The sequence below is a fragment of the Streptomyces flavotricini genome (assembly GCF_020639365.1).
GTDB lineage: Bacteria > Actinomycetota > Actinomycetes > Streptomycetales > Streptomycetaceae > Streptomyces > Streptomyces flavotricini.
Genome location: NZ_JAINUL010000001.1, coordinates 5,999,372 through 6,021,632 on the forward strand (window position 1 = coordinate 5,999,372; position 22,261 = coordinate 6,021,632).

26 protein-coding genes and 1 tRNA gene are annotated in these 22,261 nt (G+C 71.3%); 6 read left to right on the plus strand and 21 right to left on the minus strand.

The window, feature by feature from the left end:
* The first annotated feature begins 93 nt into the window (after window positions 1-93).
* The gene (locus tag K7B10_RS27305) at window positions 94-846 is read left to right on the plus strand and encodes a Tellurium resistance (protein ID WP_229339996.1); all 753 of its coding nucleotides are present in this window, start codon (window positions 94-96) and stop codon (window positions 844-846) included.
* Between the two features lie 34 nt (window positions 847-880).
* On the opposite strand, the gene K7B10_RS27310 is transcribed toward K7B10_RS27305, so the two are convergent.
* On the minus strand, window positions 881-1,660 hold the full coding sequence (locus K7B10_RS27310) for a TerD family protein (RefSeq protein ID WP_229345443.1): 780 nt from the start codon (window positions 1,658-1,660) through the stop codon (window positions 881-883).
* Between the two features lie 194 nt (window positions 1,661-1,854).
* Here K7B10_RS27310 and K7B10_RS27315 point away from each other — a divergent pair, with 194 nt between their 5' ends.
* From K7B10_RS27315 to K7B10_RS27330, 4 genes are all read left to right on the plus strand, one after another.
* Entirely contained in the window at window positions 1,855-3,021 is a 1,167-nt protein-coding gene (locus K7B10_RS27315) for an HpcH/HpaI aldolase/citrate lyase family protein (protein WP_229339998.1), read from the plus strand.
* Between the two features lie 8 nt (window positions 3,022-3,029).
* The gene (locus K7B10_RS27320; protein ID WP_229340000.1) at window positions 3,030-5,561 is read left to right on the plus strand and encodes a phosphoribosyltransferase; all 2,532 of its coding nucleotides are present in this window, start codon (window positions 3,030-3,032) and stop codon (window positions 5,559-5,561) included.
* Window positions 5,558-6,382 carry an HAD family hydrolase gene (locus tag K7B10_RS27325; RefSeq protein WP_229340002.1) on the plus strand — a complete coding sequence of 275 codons (825 nt, stop codon included), beginning with the start codon at window positions 5,558-5,560 and terminating at the stop codon, window positions 6,380-6,382. Before K7B10_RS27320 ends, K7B10_RS27325 begins: the two co-directional genes overlap by 4 nt.
* 93 nt (window positions 6,383-6,475) lie before the next feature.
* A complete protein-coding gene (locus K7B10_RS27330) occupies window positions 6,476-7,135 on the plus strand; it encodes an O-methyltransferase (protein WP_229340003.1) in 660 nt (219 codons plus the stop codon).
* 61 nt (window positions 7,136-7,196) lie between these two features.
* On the opposite strand, the gene K7B10_RS27335 is transcribed toward K7B10_RS27330, so the two are convergent.
* The 3 genes from K7B10_RS27335 to K7B10_RS27345 all read right to left on the minus strand — a co-directional run bounded on the left by K7B10_RS27335 (window position 7,197) and on the right by K7B10_RS27345 (window position 9,554).
* Window positions 7,197-7,400 carry an FmdB family zinc ribbon protein gene (locus tag K7B10_RS27335; RefSeq protein ID WP_030160452.1) on the minus strand — a complete coding sequence of 68 codons (204 nt, stop codon included), beginning with the start codon at window positions 7,398-7,400 and terminating at the stop codon, window positions 7,197-7,199.
* Window positions 7,401-7,465: 65 nt separating this feature from the next.
* On the minus strand, window positions 7,466-8,167 hold the full coding sequence (locus K7B10_RS27340) for a DUF4383 domain-containing protein (protein WP_229340005.1): 702 nt from the start codon (window positions 8,165-8,167) through the stop codon (window positions 7,466-7,468).
* Window positions 8,168-8,309: 142 nt separating this feature from the next.
* On the minus strand, window positions 8,310-9,554 hold the full coding sequence (locus K7B10_RS27345) for a hypothetical protein (RefSeq protein ID WP_229340007.1): 1,245 nt from the start codon (window positions 9,552-9,554) through the stop codon (window positions 8,310-8,312).
* A 105-nt stretch (window positions 9,555-9,659) separates the two neighbouring features.
* Between K7B10_RS27345 and K7B10_RS27350 the strand changes: the two genes are divergently transcribed.
* A tRNA-Val gene (locus tag K7B10_RS27350) sits at window positions 9,660-9,734 on the plus strand.
* Window positions 9,735-9,797: 63 nt separating this feature from the next.
* Here the strand turns inward: K7B10_RS27350 and K7B10_RS27355 are convergent.
* From K7B10_RS27355 to K7B10_RS27435, 17 genes are all read right to left on the minus strand, one after another.
* Complete coding sequence (locus K7B10_RS27355) at window positions 9,798-10,940, minus strand: site-specific integrase (protein ID WP_229340009.1); 1,143 nt, start codon at window positions 10,938-10,940, stop codon at window positions 9,798-9,800.
* The gene (locus tag K7B10_RS27360) at window positions 10,940-11,137 is read right to left on the minus strand and encodes a helix-turn-helix domain-containing protein (RefSeq protein WP_033225951.1); all 198 of its coding nucleotides are present in this window, start codon (window positions 11,135-11,137) and stop codon (window positions 10,940-10,942) included. The genes K7B10_RS27355 and K7B10_RS27360 overlap by 1 nt, the downstream gene beginning before the upstream one ends.
* Window positions 11,138-11,599: 462 nt before the next feature.
* Window positions 11,600-13,075 carry an AICE element replication initiation protein gene (locus K7B10_RS27365; RefSeq protein WP_229340011.1) on the minus strand — a complete coding sequence of 492 codons (1,476 nt, stop codon included), beginning with the start codon at window positions 13,073-13,075 and terminating at the stop codon, window positions 11,600-11,602.
* 2 nt (window positions 13,076-13,077) lie between these two features.
* The gene (locus tag K7B10_RS27370) at window positions 13,078-13,926 is read right to left on the minus strand and encodes a bifunctional DNA primase/polymerase (RefSeq protein WP_229340013.1); all 849 of its coding nucleotides are present in this window, start codon (window positions 13,924-13,926) and stop codon (window positions 13,078-13,080) included.
* Complete coding sequence (locus K7B10_RS27375; RefSeq protein ID WP_229340015.1) at window positions 13,923-14,615, minus strand: class I SAM-dependent methyltransferase; 693 nt, start codon at window positions 14,613-14,615, stop codon at window positions 13,923-13,925. The genes K7B10_RS27370 and K7B10_RS27375 overlap by 4 nt, the downstream gene beginning before the upstream one ends.
* Window positions 14,616-14,700: 85 nt before the next feature.
* Window positions 14,701-14,871 carry a hypothetical protein gene (locus K7B10_RS27380; RefSeq protein WP_229340017.1) on the minus strand — a complete coding sequence of 57 codons (171 nt, stop codon included), beginning with the start codon at window positions 14,869-14,871 and terminating at the stop codon, window positions 14,701-14,703.
* Between the two features lie 112 nt (window positions 14,872-14,983).
* Window positions 14,984-15,145: a hypothetical protein gene (locus K7B10_RS27385; protein WP_229340019.1), complete on the minus strand. Its 162-nt coding sequence runs from the start codon at window positions 15,143-15,145 to the stop codon at window positions 14,984-14,986.
* 17 nt (window positions 15,146-15,162) lie between these two features.
* Window positions 15,163-15,612: a DUF6197 family protein gene (locus K7B10_RS27390; protein ID WP_229340020.1), complete on the minus strand. Its 450-nt coding sequence runs from the start codon at window positions 15,610-15,612 to the stop codon at window positions 15,163-15,165.
* Complete coding sequence (locus K7B10_RS27395; RefSeq protein WP_229340022.1) at window positions 15,609-17,774, minus strand: ATP-binding protein; 2,166 nt, start codon at window positions 17,772-17,774, stop codon at window positions 15,609-15,611. The genes K7B10_RS27390 and K7B10_RS27395 overlap by 4 nt, the downstream gene beginning before the upstream one ends.
* 10 nt (window positions 17,775-17,784) lie before the next feature.
* Window positions 17,785-18,177 carry a hypothetical protein gene (locus tag K7B10_RS27400; RefSeq protein WP_229340024.1) on the minus strand — a complete coding sequence of 131 codons (393 nt, stop codon included), beginning with the start codon at window positions 18,175-18,177 and terminating at the stop codon, window positions 17,785-17,787.
* A gap of 16 nt (window positions 18,178-18,193) precedes the next feature.
* Window positions 18,194-19,165 carry a hypothetical protein gene (locus K7B10_RS27405; protein ID WP_229340026.1) on the minus strand — a complete coding sequence of 324 codons (972 nt, stop codon included), beginning with the start codon at window positions 19,163-19,165 and terminating at the stop codon, window positions 18,194-18,196.
* Window positions 19,166-19,311: 146 nt separating this feature from the next.
* Complete coding sequence (locus K7B10_RS27410) at window positions 19,312-19,527, minus strand: hypothetical protein (protein ID WP_229340028.1); 216 nt, start codon at window positions 19,525-19,527, stop codon at window positions 19,312-19,314.
* A 1-nt stretch (window position 19,528) separates the two neighbouring features.
* Complete coding sequence (locus K7B10_RS27415; RefSeq protein WP_229340030.1) at window positions 19,529-20,149, minus strand: hypothetical protein; 621 nt, start codon at window positions 20,147-20,149, stop codon at window positions 19,529-19,531.
* Window positions 20,150-20,185: 36 nt separating this feature from the next.
* Window positions 20,186-20,518 carry an RRQRL motif-containing zinc-binding protein gene (locus tag K7B10_RS27420; RefSeq protein WP_229340032.1) on the minus strand — a complete coding sequence of 111 codons (333 nt, stop codon included), beginning with the start codon at window positions 20,516-20,518 and terminating at the stop codon, window positions 20,186-20,188.
* Complete coding sequence (locus tag K7B10_RS27425; RefSeq protein ID WP_229345444.1) at window positions 20,515-21,519, minus strand: hypothetical protein; 1,005 nt, start codon at window positions 21,517-21,519, stop codon at window positions 20,515-20,517. Before K7B10_RS27425 ends, K7B10_RS27420 begins: the two co-directional genes overlap by 4 nt.
* A gap of 56 nt (window positions 21,520-21,575) precedes the next feature.
* Window positions 21,576-21,848 carry a hypothetical protein gene (locus tag K7B10_RS27430; RefSeq protein ID WP_229340034.1) on the minus strand — a complete coding sequence of 91 codons (273 nt, stop codon included), beginning with the start codon at window positions 21,846-21,848 and terminating at the stop codon, window positions 21,576-21,578.
* A complete protein-coding gene (locus tag K7B10_RS27435; RefSeq protein WP_229340036.1) occupies window positions 21,845-22,114 on the minus strand; it encodes a DUF6284 family protein in 270 nt (89 codons plus the stop codon). The genes K7B10_RS27430 and K7B10_RS27435 overlap by 4 nt, the downstream gene beginning before the upstream one ends.
* Between the last annotated feature and the right edge of the window lie 147 nt (window positions 22,115-22,261).

The following is a 22,261-nucleotide window of genomic DNA, read 5'->3' on the forward strand; positions in this document are numbered from 1 at the left end:
CAACTGCGGGGCGGCCGGGCTGGTCTGCGGACTGCCGGGCCGCCCCGTCCGCGTAGGCCGCCCCGCCTACACAGAATGAGGGGGGACAGGGGAATGGGATTCTTCGAAGGGTTCTTCGACGGGATGAGGGGCAGCCGCGCCCTGCAGTTCGACTCGGGCGGCGGCTCGGCCGCGATCGAGCTGACCAAACGGCATCCGACGGTGTCGCTGACCAAACAGGGGGCGGTCCACGGGAACCTGCGGGTCAACCTGTCCTGGCGCATGCGCAGCTCGGACATCGGCGGCCGCGGGGGCGGTGGGAGCGGCCGGCTCCTGCGCCACCCGTTCAAGCTGTTCAAGCCCGACATGGTGCAGGCGCACACCCAGGGCATGGTCAACGTCGACCTCGACCTCGGCTGCCTCTACGAGCTGGCCGACGGGACCCGGGGTGTCGTGCAGCCGCTGGGCAACCTCCACGGGGACATCAACAGCCCGCCGTACGTGAAGCTCAGCGGCGACGACCGGTTCGGGGCGCCGTCGGGGGAGACGGTCTTCGTCAATCTCGACCACGCCGACGAGATCAAGCGGCTGCTGGTGTTCGTCTACATCTACGACCAGACCCCGGCCTTCGACCGGACCCACGCCATGATCACCCTCTACCCGATCACCGGGCCGCGGATCGAGATCCCGCTGGAGGAACGGCAGCCGCAGGCCCGCTCCTGCGCGGTGCTCTCCATGGAGCACGTCAAGGGCGAGCTGATCGTGCGGCGCGAGGTGAAGTTCGTGTACGGGTTCCAGGCCGAGCTGGACCGGTTGTACGGGTGGGGCCTGCAGTGGGGCCGCGGCTACAAGAGCGCCAAGGCCTGACCGGGGGCGCGCGCCCCCGGCCGGGTACGGCGCGTCAGCGGCGGAGGAACTGGGGGCCCTGCACCGGCAGCCGGAACGTCGGGTCGCCGCCCGGGACCGGCACCGGGGCCGGGGACACCGGCTGCGGGTACCCGTACGCCGGCTGCGCGGCGGGCGGGGCCTGCGTCAGCGGCGCAGGGGGTGTCTGCGGGACCGGCGGGCGCATCAGGGCCGTCTGCTCGTCGGCCGGGCCGGCGGCCGGAGCGGCCCCGGAGGCACCCTCGGCGGCGTTCTCGTCCACGGAGATCCCGTGGTCGGTCGCCAGCCCGACGAGGCCGTTCGAGTAGCCCTCGCCCAGCGCCCGGAACTTCCACCCGTCCCCGCGGCGGTACAGCTCCCCGCAGATCAGCGCCGTCTCGGCGCCGGTCTCGGGCCGCACGTCGAAGAAGGCCAGCGGCTCGGAGCCGCCGGTCGCCGTGGCGTCGTACAGCAGGATCCGCAGGTCCCTGACCTGCTGGAACGGCACGTCCTCGGCGGATGCCACGACCAGGATCCGGTCCACCACCGGCGGCACCGCCCGCAGGTCCGCCTGCACGGCGTCGGTGATCCCGTCGCCTATCTGCTTCTTCCCGAGCCGCCAGACGGCCCCCGAGGGGTGCCGGGGCTGGTTGTAGAACACGAAGTCCTCGTCCGAGCGCACGCGCCCGTCCGCTCCCACGAGCAGCGCCGAGGCGTCGACGTCCGGCACCTCGGGGCCGTCGGTCCAGCGCAGCACCGCCCGGACCGCCACGGCGGTCACCGGGATGTTCGAGCCCTTCTGCATCGCGTGCGTCATGCCCGTCATCCTGCCCTCCCGGGGCGGCGCGGAACAACGCGGCCCCCCGTGGAGCCTTGTCGCGGGAGAAAGACCTGGGCATGGTGCAAGAGGGTTACCTGAACTTCATGTACTTGAGGAACTCTTGACTCACGTTCGTACGTACTATTACCGGCCACGCCACTGGGGCCGCCGAGGCAGTACGGGGGAAGTACATGCGTCACTTTGGGCACATATCGCCCACCGTCCGTAAGGACCTCTTCCACCAGGAGCCGGCCGAGTTCACCGCCGCCTCCCCCGCCCGCATACTCGCCGCCGCCCTCGGAGCCACCCTCTACAGCCCCGCCACCCGCCCGAACCTCGCCGGGGACGTCCACAAGCAGGCCGCCCGCGGAGTCGTCTCCATGGTCCTCTGCCTGGAGGATTCGATCAGCGACGCCGACGTCGCCGACGCCGAGGACAACCTCGTCCGCCAGTTCGCCGCCCTCGACGCCGACGGCGCAGAGCTCCCGCTCCTCTTCATCCGGGTCCGCACCCCCGAGCAGATACCCGACCTCGTGCGCCGCCTCGGCGGCTCCGCCCGCAGACTGGCCGGATTCGTACTCCCCAAGTTCACCGAGAGCCGCGGCACCGCCTTCCTCGACGCCGTCGCCGAGGCGGAGGCGGCCGGCGGACAGCAGCCGCTGTACGCCATGCCCGTCCTGGAGACCCCCGACCTCCTCCACCTCGAAACCCGCGTCGAAGCCCTCGCCGGCATCTCCCGCACCGTGAACCGCTACCGAGACCGCGTCCTGGCCCTGCGCCTCGGCGTGACCGACTTCTGCTCGGTCTACGGACTGCGCCGCACCCCCGACATGACCGCCTACGACGTCCAGATCGTCGCCGGAGTCATCGCCGACGTGGTGAACGTGCTCAGCCGCGCCGACGGCACCGGCTTCACCGTCACCGGACCCGTCTGGGAGTACTTCCGCAGCCAGCAGCGCCTCTTCAAGCCCCAGCTGCGCCGCAGCCCCTTCCTCGAGGAAGGCGCCGAGGAACTGCGCACCACCCTCATCGAGCACGACCTCGACGGGCTCCTGCGCGAGATCGAACTCGACCGGGCCAACGGACTCCTCGGCAAGACCTGCATCCACCCCGCCCACGTCACCCCCGTCCACGCGCTGTCGGTGGTCTCCCACGAGGAGTTCAGCGACGCCCAGGACATCCTGCGCCCCGAGCGCGGCGGCGGCGGAGTCATGCGCTCCGCCTACACGAACAAGATGAACGAAGTGAAGCCCCACCGGGCCTGGGCCGAGCGCACCATGCTGCGCGCCGAGGTCTTCGGCGTGGCGAAGGAGGAAGTCGGCTTCGTCGACCTCCTCACGGCCGGGCTCCAGCTGTGAGCGGGCCCGTGACGGCGAAGACTACGGAGAAGGGCGAGACGATCGACGCGGTGTGGTCGGGAACCTGGGTGGCCGAGCGGCTGGGCGTACGCCTGGAGGAGGCCGGCGACCCGGGCTCGCCACGGCTGGACGAACTGCTCGGGCTGGCCCTGCGGCGCAATCCCAAGCGGGCCCACCTGCTGGTCTCGCAGGTGCTGGGCAAGCACGTCCCGCAGTCCCCGCGGGCCGTGTACGCGGCCGGGCACGGACTCGGCGAACGGGTGCGGGCCCTGCTGGGCGACGAGGCCGCCGCCGCGGTGGTCCTGGGGTACGCGGAGACGGCGACAGGACTCGGGCACTGCGTGGCCGACGGGCTCGGCGCCGCCCCCTACCTGCACTCCACCCGCCGCCCCGTGCCCGGTGTCGAGCCCGCCGGCGGGTTCGAGGAAGCCCACTCGCACGCCACCTCCCACCTGCTGCTGCCGCAGGACCCGAAGCTGCTGGCCGGAAGCGGGCCGCTGGTCCTCGTCGACGACGAGTTCTCCACCGGCAACACGGTCCTGAACACCATCCGCGACCTGCACGCCCGCCACCCCCGCCGGCACTACGTGGTCGTCGCCCTCGTCGACATGCGCTCCCCGGCCGACCGCGAGCGGCTCACCGCCTTCGCCGCCGAGATCGGCGCGCGCGTCGACCTGATCGCGCTCGCCTCCGGGACGGTGCACCTCCCCGAAGGGGTCCTGGCCAAGGGCCAGGCACTGGTCGAGGAGTACGAGGACCGTGGCGCGGGCGGTCCCGCCCCGGCTCCGGCCGCCGCGGCCGCCCCCGCCCGGCGGATCGTGCTGGACTGGCCCGCCGGGGTCCCCGACGGCGGCCGGCACGGGTTCACCCCCGAGCACCGCGCCCGGCTCGAAGCGGCCCTGCCCGCGCTGGCCCGCCAGCTCGCCGACGCGCTCGGAGCCGGACCCGGGCGGGTCCTCGTACTCGGCAACGAGGAGCTGATGTACGCGCCGCTGCGCCTCGCGCGGGCCCTGGAGGAGTCCGGGGCGGCGGCCGAGGTCCGGTTCTCGACCACCACCCGCTCGCCCGTGCTCGCCGTCGACGACCCCGGGTACGCCATCCGCTCCCGGCTCGTCTTCCCCGCCCACGACGCCCCCGCCGACGGGCCCGGCGACCGGTACGCCTACAACGTCGCGGGCGCCGGCTTCGACACCGTCGTCGCCGTCGTCGACAGCCACGGGGACACCGCCGCGCTGCACGGCCCCGACGGGCTCCTCGCGCGCCTGGCCCCGCACACCGGCCGGGTCCTGCTCGCGCTGGTCCCCGCGTACGTCCCCTCGTACGCCCCCGAGCCTTCCCGTGACGATCACTGCGACCGGCGGGAGCCGATCATGACCGAGCCCATCATGACCGAGCCGATCCTGCCCGAGCCGCTGCGCGGACCCGCCTTCTCCTCGTACGCCCCGCAGGACTGCGGCTGGCTGCTCCAGGACCTCTCCGACGTGGCGCTGGAGGCCCCCACCGAGGAGCGCGAGGAGGCCATCCAGGCCGGCGGCGCGCACTACGCCGAGTCGCTGCCCGTCGAGTACCAGCCCTCCCCCCGGTACCAGGAGCTCTACCGCAGCGCGCTGACCGCCTCCGCCGCCCGCATGGCCCGGGCCGTCGGCACGGTCACCGAGACCGTGCTCGCCGAGAGGTCCCCCTCCCCGGTGCTCGTCTCGCTGGCCCGCGCCGGCACCCCCGTCGGCGTCCTCATGCGCCGCTGGGCCCAGTACCGGCACGGCCTGGACCTGCCGCACTACGCCGTCTCCATCGTGCGCGGCCGCGGCATCGACCCCAACGCCCTGCGCTGGCTGGCCGCCCACCACGACCCCTCCGACGTCGTCTTCGTCGACGGCTGGACCGGCAAGGGGGCCATCACGCGGGAGCTCGCGCAGGCCCTCCGAGAGTTCCCGGGCTTCGACCCGGAGATCGTGGTCCTCGCCGACCCCGGATCCTGCGTGTCCACGTACGGCACCCGCGAGGACTTCCTGATCCCCTCCGCCTGCCTCAATTCCACCGTTTCCGGACTGATCTCGCGTACGGTCCTCAGGTCCGACCTGGTCGGACCCGCCGACTTCCACGGCGCGAAGTTCTACCGCGAGCTCGCCGGAGCCGACGTCTCCACCGGCTTCATCGACACCGTCGCCGCCCGCTTCGACGAGGTGGCCGAGGCCGTCGACGCCGAGGTCAAGGAGCTCCTCGCCACCGACCGCACACCCACCTGGGAGGGCTGGGCGGCCGTCGAGCGGATCAGCGAGGAGTACGGCATCCACGACGTGAACCTGGTCAAGCCCGGCGTCGGCGAGACGACGCGGGTGCTGCTGCGCCGCGTGCCGTGGAAGATCCTGGCGCAGCGCGGCGCCGGGGCCGACCTGGACCACGTACGGCTGCTCGCCGAGCAGCGGGGCGTGCCGGTCGAAGAGGTCGACGGGCTGCCCTACACCTGCGTAGGACTCATCCACCCCCGCTTCACGCGTGGCGCGACCGGCGCCGACGGAAAGGCCGTGACATCCAAGTGACTGTCCTGGTAGCCAGTGATCTCGACCGCACGCTCATCTACTCGACGGCCGCGCTCGGCCTGACCATGCCCGACCCGGTGGCCCCGCGGCTGCTGTGCGTCGAGGTGCACGAGAGCAAGCCGCTGTCGTACATGACGGAGACCGCGGCGGCGCTGCTGACCGAGCTGGCGGCCGATCCCGCGGTGGTCTTCGTCCCGACGACGACCCGTACGCGCAAGCAGTACCAGCGCATCCGCTTCCCCGGGCGGCCGGCGCCGTACGCGATCTGCGCCAACGGCGGGCAGCTGCTGGTCGACGGCCTCCCGGACCGGGACTGGCGGCGCCAGGTGGCGGCGCGGCTGGCCCAGGAATGCGCCCCGCTGGAGGAAGTGCACGCGCACCTCCTGGCGACGGCGGACCCGGCGTGGCTGCGCAAGGCCCGGATCGCGGAGGACCTGTTCACGTACCTGGTCGTCGAGCGGGCCCTGGTGCCGGACGAGTGGGTCAAGGCGCTGACGCAGTGGGCCGACGCGCGCGGCTGGACGGTCTCCCTCCAGGGCCGCAAGATCTACGCCGTGCCGCGGCCGCTGACGAAGAGCGCGGCGATGTACGAGGTGGCCCGCCGCACCGGTGCGACCACGACCCTCGCCGCCGGCGACTCGCTGCTCGACGCGGACCTGCTGCTGGCCGCGGACGCGGCCTGGCGGCCGGGGCACGGGGAGCTGGCCGACACGGGCTGGACGGCGCCCACGGTCACGGCCCTGGCCGCGGCGGGCGTGCTGGCGGGCGAGGAGATCGTACGGGCGTTCGCGGCGGCGGTGGCCCGGGACGCCGGGCGCTGAGGCCGCTCCGGCCGAACGGGCGGGCCGGCCGGTAGGTCGACCGGCGGGCCGGCCGGTAGGTCAACCGGTGGGCGGACTCGGCACACTGGGTACATGACCAAGGGCAACAGCACGAAGATCACTGACGAGTTGTACCGCTACATGCTCGACCACAACCCCCCGCTGGACCCGGTCCAGCGGGGGCTGGTGGCCACGACGTACGAGAAGTTCCCCGACGTCGCCGGCATGCAGTCGGCGGAGGAGCAGGGGCCGCTGCTGGCCTTCCTGGTCCGGCTGACCGGCGCCCGCCACATCGTCGAGGTCGGCACCTTCACCGGCTTCTCCACGCTGTCCATGGCACAGGCCCTGCCGCCGGACGGCGTGATCATCGCGTGCGACGTCTCGGAGGAGTGGACGGCGTACGGGCGCGAGGCCTGGAAGGCGGCGGGCGTCGCCGACCGGATCGACCTGCGCATCGCCCCGGCGCTGGACACGCTGCGCGCCATGCCGCAGGAGCCGCACATCGACATGGCCTACGTGGACGCGGACAAGGAAAGCCAGATCGCCTACTGGGAGGAGCTCGTTCCGCGGCTGCGCCCGGGCGGCCTGATCGTCACGGACAACACCCTGTTCCACGGCAGCGTCCTGGACGAGTCCGCGACGGGCTCGGCGGCGGGAGTGCGCGCCTACAACGAGCACGTCGCGGCGGACACCCGCATGGAGTCGGTCCTGCTCGCGATCTCGGACGGCCTCACCCTGTCGCGCAAGCGCTAGGGGTGTCCCGCCGATCATGCCGGGCTGAGCGGCAAGACACGCCCCGCTAGGCCGACACGGCCTAGCAGCAGCCGCCACCACCGCAGCAGCCCCCGCCGGACGGGGCGGGGGCGCTGCTCGTGCCGCCCACGGCGACGGCGGAGAGCAGCTTCACGGTGTCGGCGTGCCCGGCCGGGCAGTCGGCGGGAGCGGAGGACTCGGCCATGGGCCGGCTGACCTCGAAGGTGTCTTCGCAGGTCCGGCAGCGGAATTCGTAACGAGGCATGGCCACAGGCTACAGAGCCGGGCCCTGCCGGCGGCCCCAGCCCGTGTCTTTCGGATCGGGCTGGATCAGCCGTGACCCAGCCCGGCGGCGCGGTCCTCGCGTGCCGCCTGCTCGGGGTTGCGGGCCCGCCAGTACGGATTGTCGTGCGGCAGGGCGCTGCCCACCCGCCCGTACATCCCGAACCACATCAGCATCACGCCGACGATGAAGCTGAACAGCACGTTCTGGATCTTGAAGGCCAGGAAGTTCATCCCGGTGTCGAGCAGGGCCAGATTCACGAACCCGCTGACGATGAAGGCGATCCCCAGCACGATGTTGAGGGTGGAGGCGAAGTTCCCGCCGATCACCATCCCCACCAGCAGCAGCAGCCCGATGCAGATCGACAGGACGCTCAGCGCGCCGTTGGTGTTCAGGGCGAGCACCGTGGCGCCGCCGGTGTCGAAGAACCCGATCCGGTCGATCAGCCCCAGGATCCCGAAGACGATGAGCAGCGCACCCATCAGGCCCGCGCCCACCCGGTACACCTGGCTGAGCTTGTGGTCGGTGGGCAGGTGCTCGTCGAGCCGGGTGTTGACGGGGCGCGCGATGCGCCGCACCAGGTAGGGGACGTGCGGGGCGGGCAGCTCGATCGGGCCGTGGGACACGTACGGCGCGTAGTGCTCGTGGGGCTCGTGGCATCCGTAGGCCGCGTGCGGCGCGTTAGCGGGGGATGCGGTCGTGCGCGGTGCGCCGGAGGCACCAGAGGTGTACGAAACGTGGGCAGCCATCACGCCCTCCTATTCCAACCACCTTCCAGCATCCGCCCGCGCCCCCGCCACGACAAGCGCGGACGGGGCGGGCCGGTGCCGGCGGCGGGGCCAGGGCCGGGCCGAGGACCGGGGGAGGGCCGGGCCGAGCCGGGTGGGGGCCTCAGCCGCTCGCGCGCCCGCCGCGGATGTCGGAGACGACCCGCCCCACGTCCGCCCGCACCTGCTCCATCTCCTGAAGGAAGTGCCAGTAGTCCGGGTGCCGCTCCTCCAGCGCGGCGAGTGCCCGCTCCATCCGCGCCACCGACCCGTCCAGCGGCCGCGCGTGCCGCGGATCGGGCACACTGCGGCCCTCCATCGCCAGCCGCTGCGCATCCCGGATCGCGAACCGGGTCCGCTGCACCTCCGCCTGCGGGTCCCGCGCCACCGCCTCCAGCCGCGACAGCCGGTCCTGCGCTGCCGACACCGCCTCGTCGGTGGCGTCCAGCGCACCCCGGACCGACTCGATCAGCGCCGCCACGTCCGCCCAGCGCTGCTCCTCGCGCGCCCGCGCAGCCTCCCGCAGCTGCTCCTCGGCCCGCGCCACGTCGCGTACGGCCTGCTCCGGTACCTGCTGCAGGTCCTGCCAGCACGCGGCACTGAACCGCCGGCGCAGCTCACTGAGGACCGGATCCACCCGGTCCGCCCGATTGCGCAGCGCCTGCGCCCGGGTCCGCAGGCTCACCAGCCGCCGGTCGATCTCCGCGGCCCGCTCCGGGAGCCGCGCCACCTCGGCCCGTATGGCCTCCGCGTCCCGCAGGATCCGGTCCGCGCGCTGGATGGTCTCCTGCACCCCGTGCTGCGCGGCGCCCTGGTTCAGCAGCGTCAGCTCGGGCCCGAGCGCGGCCAGCCGCGCCGCGAACTCGTCGGCCCGCACCCCTTTGCCCCGTACGTCGTCCAGGGCGGTGCTCGCCGCGAGCAGCGCGGCCCGGGCCCGCTCCCGCGCGGGCGCCACCCGGGCCAGCTGCGTCTCGGCCTTGTCCAGCAGCGGCTGCAGCCCCTGCGCGAACCGGTCCAGCTCGCCCTTGACCCGTACGAGCTCGTCGCGGGCCCGGGTCAGCTGCTCCCGCGCCCGCGCGGCGACGGACCCCTCAAGGTCGACGCGATCCAGGTCGTGCGCGTCCACGGCCTCGATGTACACGTGACTGACCTGGTCGATCCGCTGCCCGAGCGCGGCGAACCCCTCCCCGGCCTGCCGGGCCGCGGGCGACCCGTCGGCGGCCGCGATGGTCTCCATGGAGATCCGCAGATCCCGCTGCGCGGTGTCCAGCTCGTAGAACGCGGCCGCGGCGGCGTCCTTCGCCGCCTGCGCATCCGCCCGCCGACTCTCGTCCCGCCCGCCGAACCACCTGCGGGATGCCGTCGTCACAATCCCTCTCCCGTACCGCCTCCGCCATGCCCCGGTCCATTCTCCCCCACGGATACGGGTTTGCGTGGGGGGTGCGCCTGGCATGTAGGCTGTCCACTCATCCACGGGTGTGTAGCTCAGGGGTAGAGCGCTGCTCTTACAAAGCAGATGTCGGCGGTTCGAAACCGTCCACGCCCACCAGCACGAAGGCCCCCAACCGATCTTGGTTGGGGGCCTTTGACGGTTTCAAGTGACGGCAGTTGCCTACTCGGTCGGCCGCCGACGGCGCAGCAGCCGGTCCATGTGCCCCATCGCCTCCCGCCTGCTGCCGTCGGTCACGTGGGTGTAGATGTTCATCGTGACGGCGATCTGTGAGTGCCCCAGGATTTCCATCACCACCCGCGGCGGAACCCCGGCCGCGAAGAGCAGCGTGGCGCACCCGTGCCGCGCGTCGTGCAGCCGGATCCGCGGCAGGCCTGCGTCCAGCCCGATCCGCTCGAAGGACCGGCTGAGGTTGCGCGGCTCAACCGGCCTGCCCGTGCGTGTCGTGAAGACGTAGTCGCTCTCCTCCCATTCCTTGGCGGCAGCCCGCAGCGCGGCCTGCCGCATCCGCTGCCAGCGCAGCGGCGCCACGCACATCTGCGGAATCGGGATGGCTCGAGTCCGCCGGTTCTTGGTCGAGTCCGCGTACAGCTCCTTCTGCACGCGCTGGATCTGATTCCGCACGGTGAGCGTCCGGCGCTCCAGATCGATGTCCGACCAGCGCAGCCCGAGGATCTCGCCGCGGCGGAGCCCCAGGGCCACCGCCAGCACGAACGCCGCGTAGAGCGGGTCGCGCCGGGCCACTTCCAGGAACGTCAGCGTCTCGTCGAGGTCCCACGGCTTCAGCTCCCGCTGGACCACGCGAGGCGCGGGCACGAGCTGGGCCACGTTGCGGCTGATCAGCTCCTCCCGGTTCGCGGCGGTGAGTGCACTGCGCAGCACGCGGTGCGACTCCTTGGCCGTGGCGGCGGATGCCTGCTTGGTCACGGCGGTGAGCATCCGCCGTACGTCGGGCACACCCAGGGTCTCCAGACGCTTGGAGCCCAGATTCGGGACGAGGTAAAGGCGGATGTGCGTCTCGTACTTCGCGTACGTGGTCTTCTTGCGGTCGTCCTTGACGAACGTCTCCAACCAGAACGGCAGCCACTCGGAGAGCTTCGCCGAGCGGGTCGGCGTCGGGATGCCCTGGCGATCACGCAGCACCAGCTCCTGACGCTTGGTGTCGCACTCTTCCCAGGTCTTGCCGTAGACGGTCTTCCGGCGGCGGGTGCCGTCGGGTTGGGGGACGTAGACGCGCGCCTCGTACCGACCGTCGCTTCGCTGCCAGATACTGCCGGCGCCGTTCGGGTTCCTCTTACGTGCCATCAGGCTGCTTCCTCCAACTTGGCTTCCAGATAGGCGCGAACGCTGTCTGCAGGGATCCGGCGTGAGCGGCCCTCGGTGAAGCTCGGGAGGGCACGGGAGCGGATCAGGTTGTAGACGGTGAAGCGGCTGAGCCGCAGGGCGGCCATGACCTCGGGAACGGTCAAGGCCTGGTGCGTGGTGGGCAGGGCAGAACTCACTGCGGCCTCCATGGGCGTGGTAAGTGCGCGTGCTTGTCCGAGGCTGGGATTTCTGCGTCATCGCGTCACTTGTGTCATCCGTGCGCCTGACCTGCGGTTTTGGGTGACGCAAGGGGTAGGCGTGCGTCATCGGTCTGCGTCACCTGTGTCATCGGGTGACGCAGGCCGGTGACGCAGGTGACGTGAGGTGACGCAGCCGCGGGCCGTCTGCGTCACCCCTATACCGGCAGGTCAGCGGTGGTTTTCAGGGCGTCAGTGACGCGGGTGACGCAACATCTCCTCTCTTAGGAAAAGAGAGGGGTTTCTGTTGTGGTGCGGTGCGTCTTCAAGCGCGAAGTGAGGGGCCGCTGCGCGGCACGTCCTTTGCAGCGGCGGCAAGCCGCCGGACAAGCAAGAGGAGCACGCCCCACCCAGGGCCGGGGTGCTCTTCTTGCTTGTGCAGGGGTTGGGTGTTCGCGCGGGTTAGAACGCTGCTTGCTGCTCGTGGGGCGCCGGGGCGGTGGGCCGGGTCAAATCGATGTAGCGGGCGGCTTTGGTGCGGCCCCAGTCGACGAGAACGCCGCGGGCGGCGAGGGTGGGCTGTAGGCGCTTGAGGCGGTCGGAGAGGACTTTCCCGGTGGTGGGCCACCCCTTGGGCAGGGGCCGGAAGTCCTCGCCGGCGTAGAGCTGGGTGAGGGCGTGGAGCCACTCCGCCGAGGTCATCCGCGCTTCCTCGCCCGGGTCGAGGGTGGCGGCGTGCTTGAGGACGGTCTGGGCGAGGAGGTCGCCTTCGATGACGTCGTCGTTGAGGTCGTCGAGGCTGGCCCGGTAGGCGGTCAGCGCGCTGAGGCCGGTGGCGGTGTCGAGTTGGGCGCAGAGGTGGGCGAAGTCGGCCATGCGCAAGTCGGTGGGGGTGTCGGCTTCGGTGGCTCGGACCTTGACGGTGAGGTCGAGTAGGGAGCCGAGGATGACGGGCAGGGCCGGCTTGTACTCCGCCCACAGCTCAGCCTCGGTCCGGCGTACCTGGGGTCGCACGAGCCGTAGGGGTAGGAGTCGTTCGGCGAGGTCGGGGCGGATGACTCCCACGTCGATGCCGGTCAGCAGGAGGGGGCGGCGGTAGCGGGAGCGGACGACATCGCCGTCGGTGAACAGGGCGCGTTTGATGCTTTCGGCGCCGGTGACGATGCAGCACATCAGGTCGGACAGGTCCGGCGGCAGGTGGGAGAGGTTGTCGAGGGCGGTGACCCATCCGGCGGCCACTGCGGTGATCAGGTTTTCCTCGTCTTTCGGTGCGCGGCGCAGGTCGCCGGTCATGCCCTCGATGATCCGTACCAGCATGCGCCCGGCGGTCGACTTGCCGGCGCCTTGGGGGCCGGTGAGGAACGGTGCGGGGACGGGCACGGACGGCTCCAGGCAGCCGATCAGCCAGGCGATGGCGAGGCACTCGCTTTCGGCGTTGGCGAAGTTGCACAGCCTCAGCAGAGCGTCGATGCCTTTGCCGTTGGTGTCCTTGTCGGGGAGGGGGAGCTCGCCGGTGAGCTGGGTGCGCCGCCAGCACACCTCTTGCGGGTCGGGGACGCGGATGTCCCAGCCGGTGGGGTGGATGCGGACGGACTGGCCGTCGTCGCGGCCGAGGTCCAGCCAGGTCGCGCCGTCGAATCCCGGGGCTACGCGGATGTGGGTGGGCTGTACGTCCTGGCTGAGGGCGAGTGCTTCGATCAAGTCGAGTGCCTCCTTGAGTGCGCTGCCGTTGAATGAGCCGCGGCCGTCGTTGTAGAGGCCGACCATGAGTTCCTGGCGGTGGCTGCCGGTCGTGCCCTGGGAGCGGATGGGCCGGGCGACGGGGTGGCCGTTCTTCTGCGCGTAGACGGTGCCTTCGGTGGTGCGGAAGTACCGGAAGTGGTCCTGCGCGTAGTCGGTGATGATCTGCCGCGCCGGGTTCTTCTCCTCATCGGACACGGTCACATCCCCAACTGAGTGCGGGCGTTGGTCCAGGCGTCCTCGCAGTGCCGCAACGACTCGCCCTTCTCCTGCGCGGCCTTGAACAGGCGGCCGATGTGGCCGTCGGTGAGGCAGCCGCACTGGCCGTGGGCGGACAGCACGGCGAGGAACATCCGGTACACGGCGTTGTGGATGGCCTCGGGCGCCTCCTTGATGCGCTGCTCCGCCATGGCGATGCCGCGTTCCAGGTAGGCGGGTGATCGGTGGGGGCACTCCCCGCCGCCGACCGGTACCGACGCAGTCACGGGGCGAGACGCCGGCCGGACCGCCGCGGGCTCCTTCACGGCGAGCGCGCGCACGACGTCCGGGAGCGGCGCCATGGCGCCGGTGCCGGTGCCGAGCCACCGGGCGTAGGACATCAGGGACTTGATGTCCACGCCAGGGCGTACGGCGTTGGGGGAGGTCATAGTGCCGCGGTAGATCCAGTGCTCCCCGCGCGTGGTCGCCACGGTGCTGGTCACGGGAAGGGTCCGGCGGGCCCAGGCGATCGCGTCGGCGTTGTCGAGGTCGACGACGGTGACCTCGGCGCCGCCGGGGTGGTAGGCCACGGCTGCGGCCTCCTGCCAGGCCGGGGCCCATGCGGGTGAGGTGAGGATGTCCGGGTCGGTGGTGGCGGCGGCCCAGGCATGGCACGGCGCCGGGCACGCGCAGGGGCCGGGGGTCTTCATGTTCGCCCGGCCGCCGCAGGCGTTCTTGCGGCAGGCGCGGCAGTTGCTCATGGGGCCCTTGCCCTCCCGCAGCGGCAGGACGGGGATGCCCCACTCGGCCAGCCGGAGAGCGATGGTCAGGTGCTTGGGCAGCGTGGTCATGCGGCCACCGCCACAGCGTTGAGGTGGGTGAGGGCCTGGCGGCCGATCCAGTGGGTGTAGGCCGGGGGGATGCACTCGCGGATGCCGTCGCGGTTCATCCACGGGACGCCCATGTCGGCGCGGACGTAGGGGACGTTGGAGAAGTTGCCCACGGCGTGGTACCAGTCGCCGTCGCGGAGGGGGCGGCCCATCTTCCTGAGGGGGGCGGTGTGGGGCTGGTGGGCGGGCGGGGTGAGGGTGAAGCCCCCGCCGGTCTCGAACAGTCGGTGTCGGTAAGTCCGCATCCCGAATACGGCCGCGCACATCAAGACCGGGTCCCGCAGTTCCGGGGCGGCTTCGGTGACGTTCTCGATGACCCACGGCCTGCCGGTCGCCTCCAGCGCCTCGCGGACGGGTGCGATGAGGTCGGGGTGATCGCGCCCCTGGATCTTCTGCGTACGGGAGTAGCGCTGGCAGGGCGGCGAGGCGTGGATGAAGTCGAATCCCGCGCCGAAGGCGCGGATGAAGGCGACGGCGTCGCCCTGGTGGAAGCCGAGCGGGTAGCGGGTCTGCGCGGTCAGGTCGACGCCGGTCACCTCGAATCCGGCCCGGTGGTAGCCCATGCCGGCGCCGCCCTGGCAGCAGAACGCGTCCAGGAGTAACGGCTGGCGGCTGGTGTGGTCTCGCCTGATGTAGGCGGTGTGGGTCATGCTGGATTCCTCCACAGGTCTCTTGATGGGTTGTGGATGAGGGCGGCCCGGCTTTGGCGAGACGGGGCCGCCCTCGTTGTTGTGCTCAGTGGCGGGTGTGATCGGTGGCCAGGTCGGTCAGCCTCTTGGCCTCGTCGGGGGCGACGTGGCGGTAGCGGACCGAGACCCGGCAGTCGGGGTGCGGGCAGCGGACAGTGCGCGTGCCGGTGAGGAGTGCGAGCGCGTCGGCGATGCGCTCGGGCAGAGGCTGGTTCACGCGGGCCTTTCAGCGGTTGTTGAGGGTGTCGGTGGCGCGTCCGGACATGGATGAGGGCGGCCCGGACTCTGGTGAGACGGGGCCGCCCTCGTTGTGTCTGCTGGGCGGGCGTTCAGTCGTTGATCTGCCTGCGGACCTCGGCGACGAGGCGGAGGATTTCGTGTGCCATGTCGGCGATCGCCTGCAGCTGCTCCTCCACGTCCGCCGTGTTCGGTCCGGTGAAGGAGAAGGACGGTTCCTTGTTCGGCTTGGGGTCGGCGAACGAGAACGACACGGGAAGCTCCAGCCGGGTCAGATGTTCTGATGGTGTGCGCGCCGGATGGCGGCCTCCCACACGCCGCGCACCTGCGGTCCGGTGTGGGAGTCGTTCCAGGCAGGGATCGCTGCCCACTGGTTGCCGTGCTGGCGGCGGGCCTCGTCCAGGAGGAGCTTCCCGGCGTCCCGGTAGGCGGCGTTGCGGGCGCCGGCCGCTGCGCGCAGTGCGCCGATGGAGCAGCGGGCGCCCTCGGGGTGGATCAGGCGGTGCTTGGCCCAGCCGTGGGTGTTGAGGAAGGCGAGGGCGTCGGTGAGGGTCTTCTCGACCGGGCCGGGCCGGTGCGCTGGCGGGGCGGCGGCGAGGATGACGGACACGGCCGGGGCCGCGGGGGCGGCGGGTTCCGGGGTGGGGTCGAGGAGCTGGAACGCCTTCGCGTACAGGTCCTCGTCGACGGGGGCGAAGTGGGTGTCGGTGCGGGTGGTCATGCTGCCCTCCATAGGCCGTTCTCGTTGGTGATCTCGTCTCGCTTCTTCAGTTCGGAGAGGCGGGGCTTGATGTTCTTGGCGGAGGTGCCGAGCTTGCGGGCGATGGTCTCGGCGGTCATGGGGATGGATTCCTGTCGCAGGAGTTCGAGGATTCGCGGCTTGATCAGCTCCTGTCCGTCCGAAGGGGCCGCGGGGCCGGCGGGGTCGGTCTGGGGCCGCCGGTGCGGTACAGGCGGGCCTTGCTGGGCCTTGGTGAGGAGGTCGGTGAGGCTGCCGATCAGGTTCTTGCCGCGCTGGTCGACCATCGGGGTGTGCGTGACGGCCTCCCGGTGGCGCCAGGCCTGGCAGTCCTCGATGACGACGGGGGTCGTGTCTGCGGCGAGGGAGATGGGCGGGACGTCCAGGTGCAGGGAGCGGAACTGGACGGCCTGGGAGCCGGGGGTGAGTAGGTAGCCGAGGCCGAAGGTGCCGTCCTCGGGATTGGCGGCGGCTTCGGTGTCCAGGCCGCTCATGTCCCGGTCGGCGACCTTGGCGTACTGGCCCGGCCACTGCGGCGGGATCCTCGACAGGTCGATGCCCTCCGCGCCCTCGACCGCGTTCGCCCCGACCAGGGAGCCCTGTCCCTTGGCGCAGCGCAGGAACACCGCGCCGCCCCCGATCAGGAGCTGGGAGCGGATGATCGAGGAGTTGCCGAGGTCTTCAGCCAGCGGGGTCTGGGTGGCCAGTACGACGCCGATCCCCCGCTTGAGGGCCCGGCGGGTGAGCTGCTCGACGATCGCCTTGGCCTCTGCGTGGTACTGGGAGGAGACCGACAGCAGCATGTGTGCTTCGTCGATGACGATCAGGATCAGCGGGTCGGTGAAGGGGAAGGCGGGGGAGCGGTAGCGGGCTTCGCGGTCGAGCATCAGCGCGTAGGCCAGCCGCAGGGCGCCCATCGCTTCGTCCAGGCCGTCGCCGCAGTAGGCGGCCAGGCCTGCTCCGGCGATGGTGCCGGCCTGCGGGGAGGAGAGGATCACCGCGATCCGCGACTTGTGCGCGGACAGAAGAACCTGCTCCAGCACCCCGGACTTCCCGGAGCGGGAGCCGCCCACGAGGTACAGGTGGCGAGCGCCAGAACCCGGCTGGGCCAGGGGAACCAGAGCGGCGCGGGCGTCGATGTAGGTGCCCAGGCGGACGTATCCGCGCGAGTCCATGGACAGTTCGTCGACGACCGAGGAGAGCATCGTGCCGTGCATCAGCGCGTGCTCCTTCATCACGCGCACCCCCATCTGCGAGGGCATATCGGTGGGACTCAGAGCGATCTGGATCGTCGATAGGTGGAGGTTGCCTGCCAGGTCCTGGATGTTGACGGTCCCGATCGCCTTCCGGTCGCGGGTAGCGATCCCCTCCCAGTCCAGGGGCCCGTCGTAGCGGGTCAGGGCCAGGGTCGTGCCGGGCATCGCACCCTCGGGTACGCCCACGTAGGCGGCCCAGAGCTGCTCGGGAGTCGTGGGGACGCCGCCGGCCGCGATCTGCGGCTGCTGTGGCGCCTTTTTGAGGTGGACGGTGACGGGGAGCGCGTTCGGCGCGTAGTGCTTCGGGTCGCCCATCTCGACCTGGGAGACGGGGATCTGGTAGACGGAGGCGATATCGGCGGCCTTCACCCGGACCTGCTGGCCCTGAGGCAGCGTGATGATCCCGGTGAACGACACGCGGTCGTCCCCGGCCTCGATGGCGAGGTGCGCGAGCTGGGCCCCGGGCTGGATCAGCTTGCGGCCCTCGGTCTGGGTGGGGCCGGAGATGAACTCCGTCCACCACGCGGTGATGAGCTGCGCCTGAGAACTCTGGCCCCCCGCCGCCGCCGTCGTGGCAGGCAGGGCGGGGAGGTCGCCGGCGGTGTTGCGGTGATGGGCGAGAACGGCCGCCCCGGTCGGCACCGCCAGCCCGAGAGCGAACAGCGGACTCATCCCGCTCGCCAGGACTTCGTGGGCGGCGATACCGCAGCCGGTGGCCGTGATCCCGCAGGCGATCAGGGAGCGCAGGACGGCGGCGGAGGCGCTGACAGCCCACGCCCCCGCCCCCGCCGCTCCTGCAGCGAGGGCGGACCAGGGGCCGACGGTCGTGGATGCCACTGCGAGAGCCGCGGGCGCGTACTGGATGAACTGTGCTCGGGTCGGCCCCATGGCCCGCTCCTTACGGCTGGGTGTAGAAGGCGGCTTCGGCCATCTCGACCGGCGACGTGTCCACGGCATCGGCGATGCCGCCGTGTTCGCTCTCGACGGTCGTCTTCGCCTCGTCGGCGGCTGCGGCCGCGCTGTCGGCGGCGGCGGTGTAGGCGCTGGCCGCGTCCTTGGCGCCGGTCATGGTCAGGGCCGCGTCCGCGAACTCCGCGGTGGTGGCGTCGTCCACGGCCAGCGCCTTCATGGTCTCGGCGGCGTCCTGCATCTGCTCGGCGATCTCGTTGACGTCGGAGGCGAGCGTGGTGACTGCGTCGGCGTGCTCGTGGACCTGGTGGGTGAGCCAGGCGAGCTTGGTGCGCAGGGCCGCGTAGGTCGCGGCGTCCTTGAGGGATTCGGTGACAGACATGCTGGCCTCTCCTCGGCTATCGGGCGTTGTAGAAGTCGCGTTCGGCGGGCTTGGTCAGCGGGGAGTCCGCGACGGCCCGGAAGATGCCGCCGTGTCGGACCTCGGCGTTCGCGGACGCGGTGCGGCACGCTTCCTCGCCGCCCTGGATCTGGTCGTGGAGCTTCTTAGCCGCGGCGGCCTGGAGCTCGAGCTGCTCCTTGAGGTGCTCGCACTTGCCGATCAAGTTGTCGCCGACGCCCTTCTCCGTGATCTCGGCGATCAGCACGTCGCAGTCCGCGGCGACCTGCTCGGACTCGTCGACGAGTGCCAAACAGGCCTCGGAAGTGGTCTGGCACAGGGTGGCGGCGCCTTCGGCGAGGTCGATGACCTGGGTGAGGGTGATGACCTCACCACCGCTGTAGGTGCGGCTCTTCCCGCTCGCGGTGGTGACGTGGATGCCCTTGTCGTCCACGGTTGCGGTGTGCGGGACGGGCGGGTTGGGCTGCATCGCGGGGTCCTTCCTGATGCGGTCGGGGAGGGTGACGGTGCGGGGCGGCGGGATCGTGCCGGGCGGCGGGATCGTCGGGTCCGGCGCAGGCGCGGCGGTGGGCGGCGTGGTCGGCTTCGGCGGCGGGACCGTCGGGGGTGTGGTCGGCTTGGGCGGCACCGTGGGCTTCGGCGGCACGGTGGTCCCCGCGGTGGGTGCGGAGGGCCCCGGCGGAGGCTGGGCGGAAGGCGAACCGGAAGGCTTGGTGCCCGGCTTCTTCAGGTAGGCGGAACGCCACCCATCCCGGAGGCCCCCGGCCCAATGCGCACCCGCCAGGAGTCCGTAATGCGTTTTCGCTGCGGCGTTGTAGGCGGCGTTTCGGAATGTATCCGGCGCCCTGGTCGGCGACCATTTGTCCTTCGGTTTCGGCGGGGGCTTCTTGATTCCCGCCTGCTCGTACTTGCCGTGCGTGTTGTCGACGCCGACGAGGTAGGCGATGGCGAGGAGAACGAGGAGTTCCACGACCCTCCTTCAGTGACACTGTGTAGTTGGAAGCGGTTACCGGTTACCGGTTACAGGCCCTGCGGACGGCGGTTCGGGCCCCCAGGGCGGTCAGAACCGGGCGTCTGAGGCCTGTAACCGGTAACCGGTAACCAGCGGGTGATCGCCTAGCGTGACGTTCCGATGTTGCTGACCGTGGTGTTCGCCGTGTTGAAGACCGATTCGAGGGTGCTGCGGATCTCGTCACTGAACGGCGTGTACGGCAGGAAGATCCCGGAGACGATCAGCATCAGGCAGATCGCCATCTGCTTTCCCTTGGTCTTCTTGAAGGTGAAGAACAGTGCCCAGCAGAACAGGGCCAGGGCGAAGAACTGGAGCGTCATTTCATGCACCCTTCTCGAAGGTGAATCCCTTGTTGTTCGCGGGGGTGACCGCACCGGAACCGGAGGGCGCGGAGAGCTTCTTGTAGGCGATGAGGCCACCGCCGCCGACAACAGCCACCCACAGCCAGGGGCTGGACGTAATTCCGCCGTCGGCACCGCCGGAGGGCTCCTGCTTCCCGGGGGCCACACCGCCGAGGGTCGGTGCGGCGCAGGAGGGGATCTTCGAGACCTCGTAGGAGGCGGCCTTGGCCACCGCCGCCGCGCGGATCTTCATGCACTCCTGGTAGACGGTCATCTCCCGCTCATAGAGGGTTTTGGCCGCGGCTTCCTCGGTCTGTGCCCGCTGCTTGTCGGCCTCTGCCTCGACCAGGGCGTTCGCGGCTTTCTCCTTGGCGCGCGCACGGTCCTGGGCGGCCTGTTCGCCCTGCATGCTGGTGACGGCCACGACCGTTCCGCACACCGCGAGGACGGCGATCGTGCCGCACACGGCGAGGGCGGCGGTGTTGCGGCGGACCCCGCCGAGCTTGCCGATCGTGGCGGAGAACTTGGATGACGTGCTGGGCTTCTCGGGGGCTTCGGTGTTCATGCGGGTGAACTCCTCGTCCCAGTCGATTCCGGACATGGCGGCTCCCTCCTTCCAGGGCTTGGGCGGTGCAGGTCAGACGTGTTGATCGGATGCGGGGTAGGCGCATGGGGTGCACATGCCGAGCGAGGACGGGATCACGTACCCGGCGTCACGGCGGCAGGTAGGGCACCAGCGGCGGGCCGTGTTGGCCTTGGCCAGGGCAGCGGCCCGTCGGGCGGTCATCGGCCGCACCGGCCGGGCCAGGTCGATCCGGTACAGGTAGGCCACCAGCGGCTCACGCCGGCGGCGGGGTCGCTCGACCTGGGCGGCGATGTCTTGTCCGCCGGGCCGCAGGCCGAGGGCTCGGAGCTGTCGGCGGGTGGCGAGCCCGTCGGGGGCGAGCCTCCACCGGTAGACGGTGGTCACCGGGGGCTCTCTTCCTGGGCCATGAGGGTGGCCCAGGCGCCGCGGATCCGGGCTTCGCCTCCGGTGAATCCGGACTCGCGGAACCCGGCGGCGGTCTGCCGGTAGGACAGCGGGGGATCGGCGGAGTAGCGCAGAAACCTGAGGACGACCACGATCTGTTCGTCGGTCAGCGGCTCCCCGATCAGCGGCGTGGAGACCCCGGCGATGGCGGCAACCTGGTCGAGCGTCACGGGTGTGACGGCAGGCGTGACGCCCTCCCCGTTCAGGCCGGTCAGCGGATCGTTGACCTGCGTGTCTTCCCCGTCACGCCCACCCGTGACGGCCCCCTCCCCGGCACCCGGTTCGGGCACTGGCGGGAGGGCGGGAGTCACAGCCGCCGTGACGGCGTCACGGCCACCCGTGACGGGGACGGTGGGGGGTGTGACGGTGATCGCGAACATGTCGCCGAGGGCGACGTCCGCGCCGGTGGTGATTCGCTCTCGCTGGACGTCCAGCAGCCTGGCCCCGAGCGTGGTGTCGGCGGTGCCGACCTTGCGGGCCAGGCGCCACGACGCCCGGTCCGACCGGTTCCGGATCTTCTTGTCGGGGTGGTTGGCGGCGCGGGCGCGGTGGTAGGCGAGGGCCTGGACCACGGCCGCCGCCCGTGCTTCGGCCTCGGCGTCCCGGCCGTCGACATGCACCACGATCCGGCGGGCCAGGAACGCCATGCCCTCGGCGGACACCGACATGCCCAGTGGGGTGATCGCGTAGATGACCATGCGCGGGCCGTCCGGGGCGGCGACGGCGGACATGGCCGATGCGGCGGCCGGCAGGGCCCATAGTCCGGCGCGGACCACGGCCGGGGAGGACTGCCCCAGCATCGTCAGCCCCAGCAACACCAGAGCCAGGACCGCGGTCGCGCCCTCACCGGCCGCGACCGCGCCGAGCGCGGTACCGGAGTTGTAGGCGCCCTTGATGTTGGAGTAGGTGCCGTAGCCGCCGGCCGCGCCGGTGGCGAGCATGGGGGCGAACGCGAGGCCGAGGACAGCCTTCTGGGCTCCTGTCAGCGGGCGGCCGGTCACCAGTCGCCCCCGTCCTTCTCGACCTCGTACAGGGCGTAAGTGACGGGCTCCTCAGCGGTCAGGGTACGCATCGCGTCCGCGGCCAGCCGGGGGTCCCGGCTGACGGCGCGGTTCGATTCGATGACGACCCGCACGGCGAGTGCCCGGCGCTCCAGCAGCCGGTAGTAGAGCCGCTCGTCCGCCTCCGCGATAGACGGCAGCGGCAGGTGCAGTGCCCCCACGATCGCGTCCAGCAGGTCGACGTGAGCCGCTACGGTGCGCTCGTTCATGCCGCGTCCCCCGAGGCCTGCGTACCGGCGCCGCGGTTGGCCGCGTCCCGGCGGGCGGTCAGCACCCGGTGGTGGGCCCGGCGGATCCGGCGCGCGTCGAACTCCGACGCCGGCCGGTCCAGCAGCACGATCAGCGCGTCCCACAGCTCGACTTCAGCGGAGATGACCGGCATCTCCGTCTCGATCGCATCCAGCTCCGCATCCGTCGGCTCCAGGTCGGCCGGAAGCTGGGTAACACCCGTGTGACGTGCAACGATGGACTTCATTGGGTCTTGCTCCTCTCAGACAGGAACGGGCCCGAACAGCAGCCCCGGTGCTCGAACACCGGGGCTGCACTTCGTTGTGAAGCAGGAAGAACTCCAGCTCCCCCACCCCGCCCGTACGCCGCCGAAGACGGCGGACGGGCGGAGGAG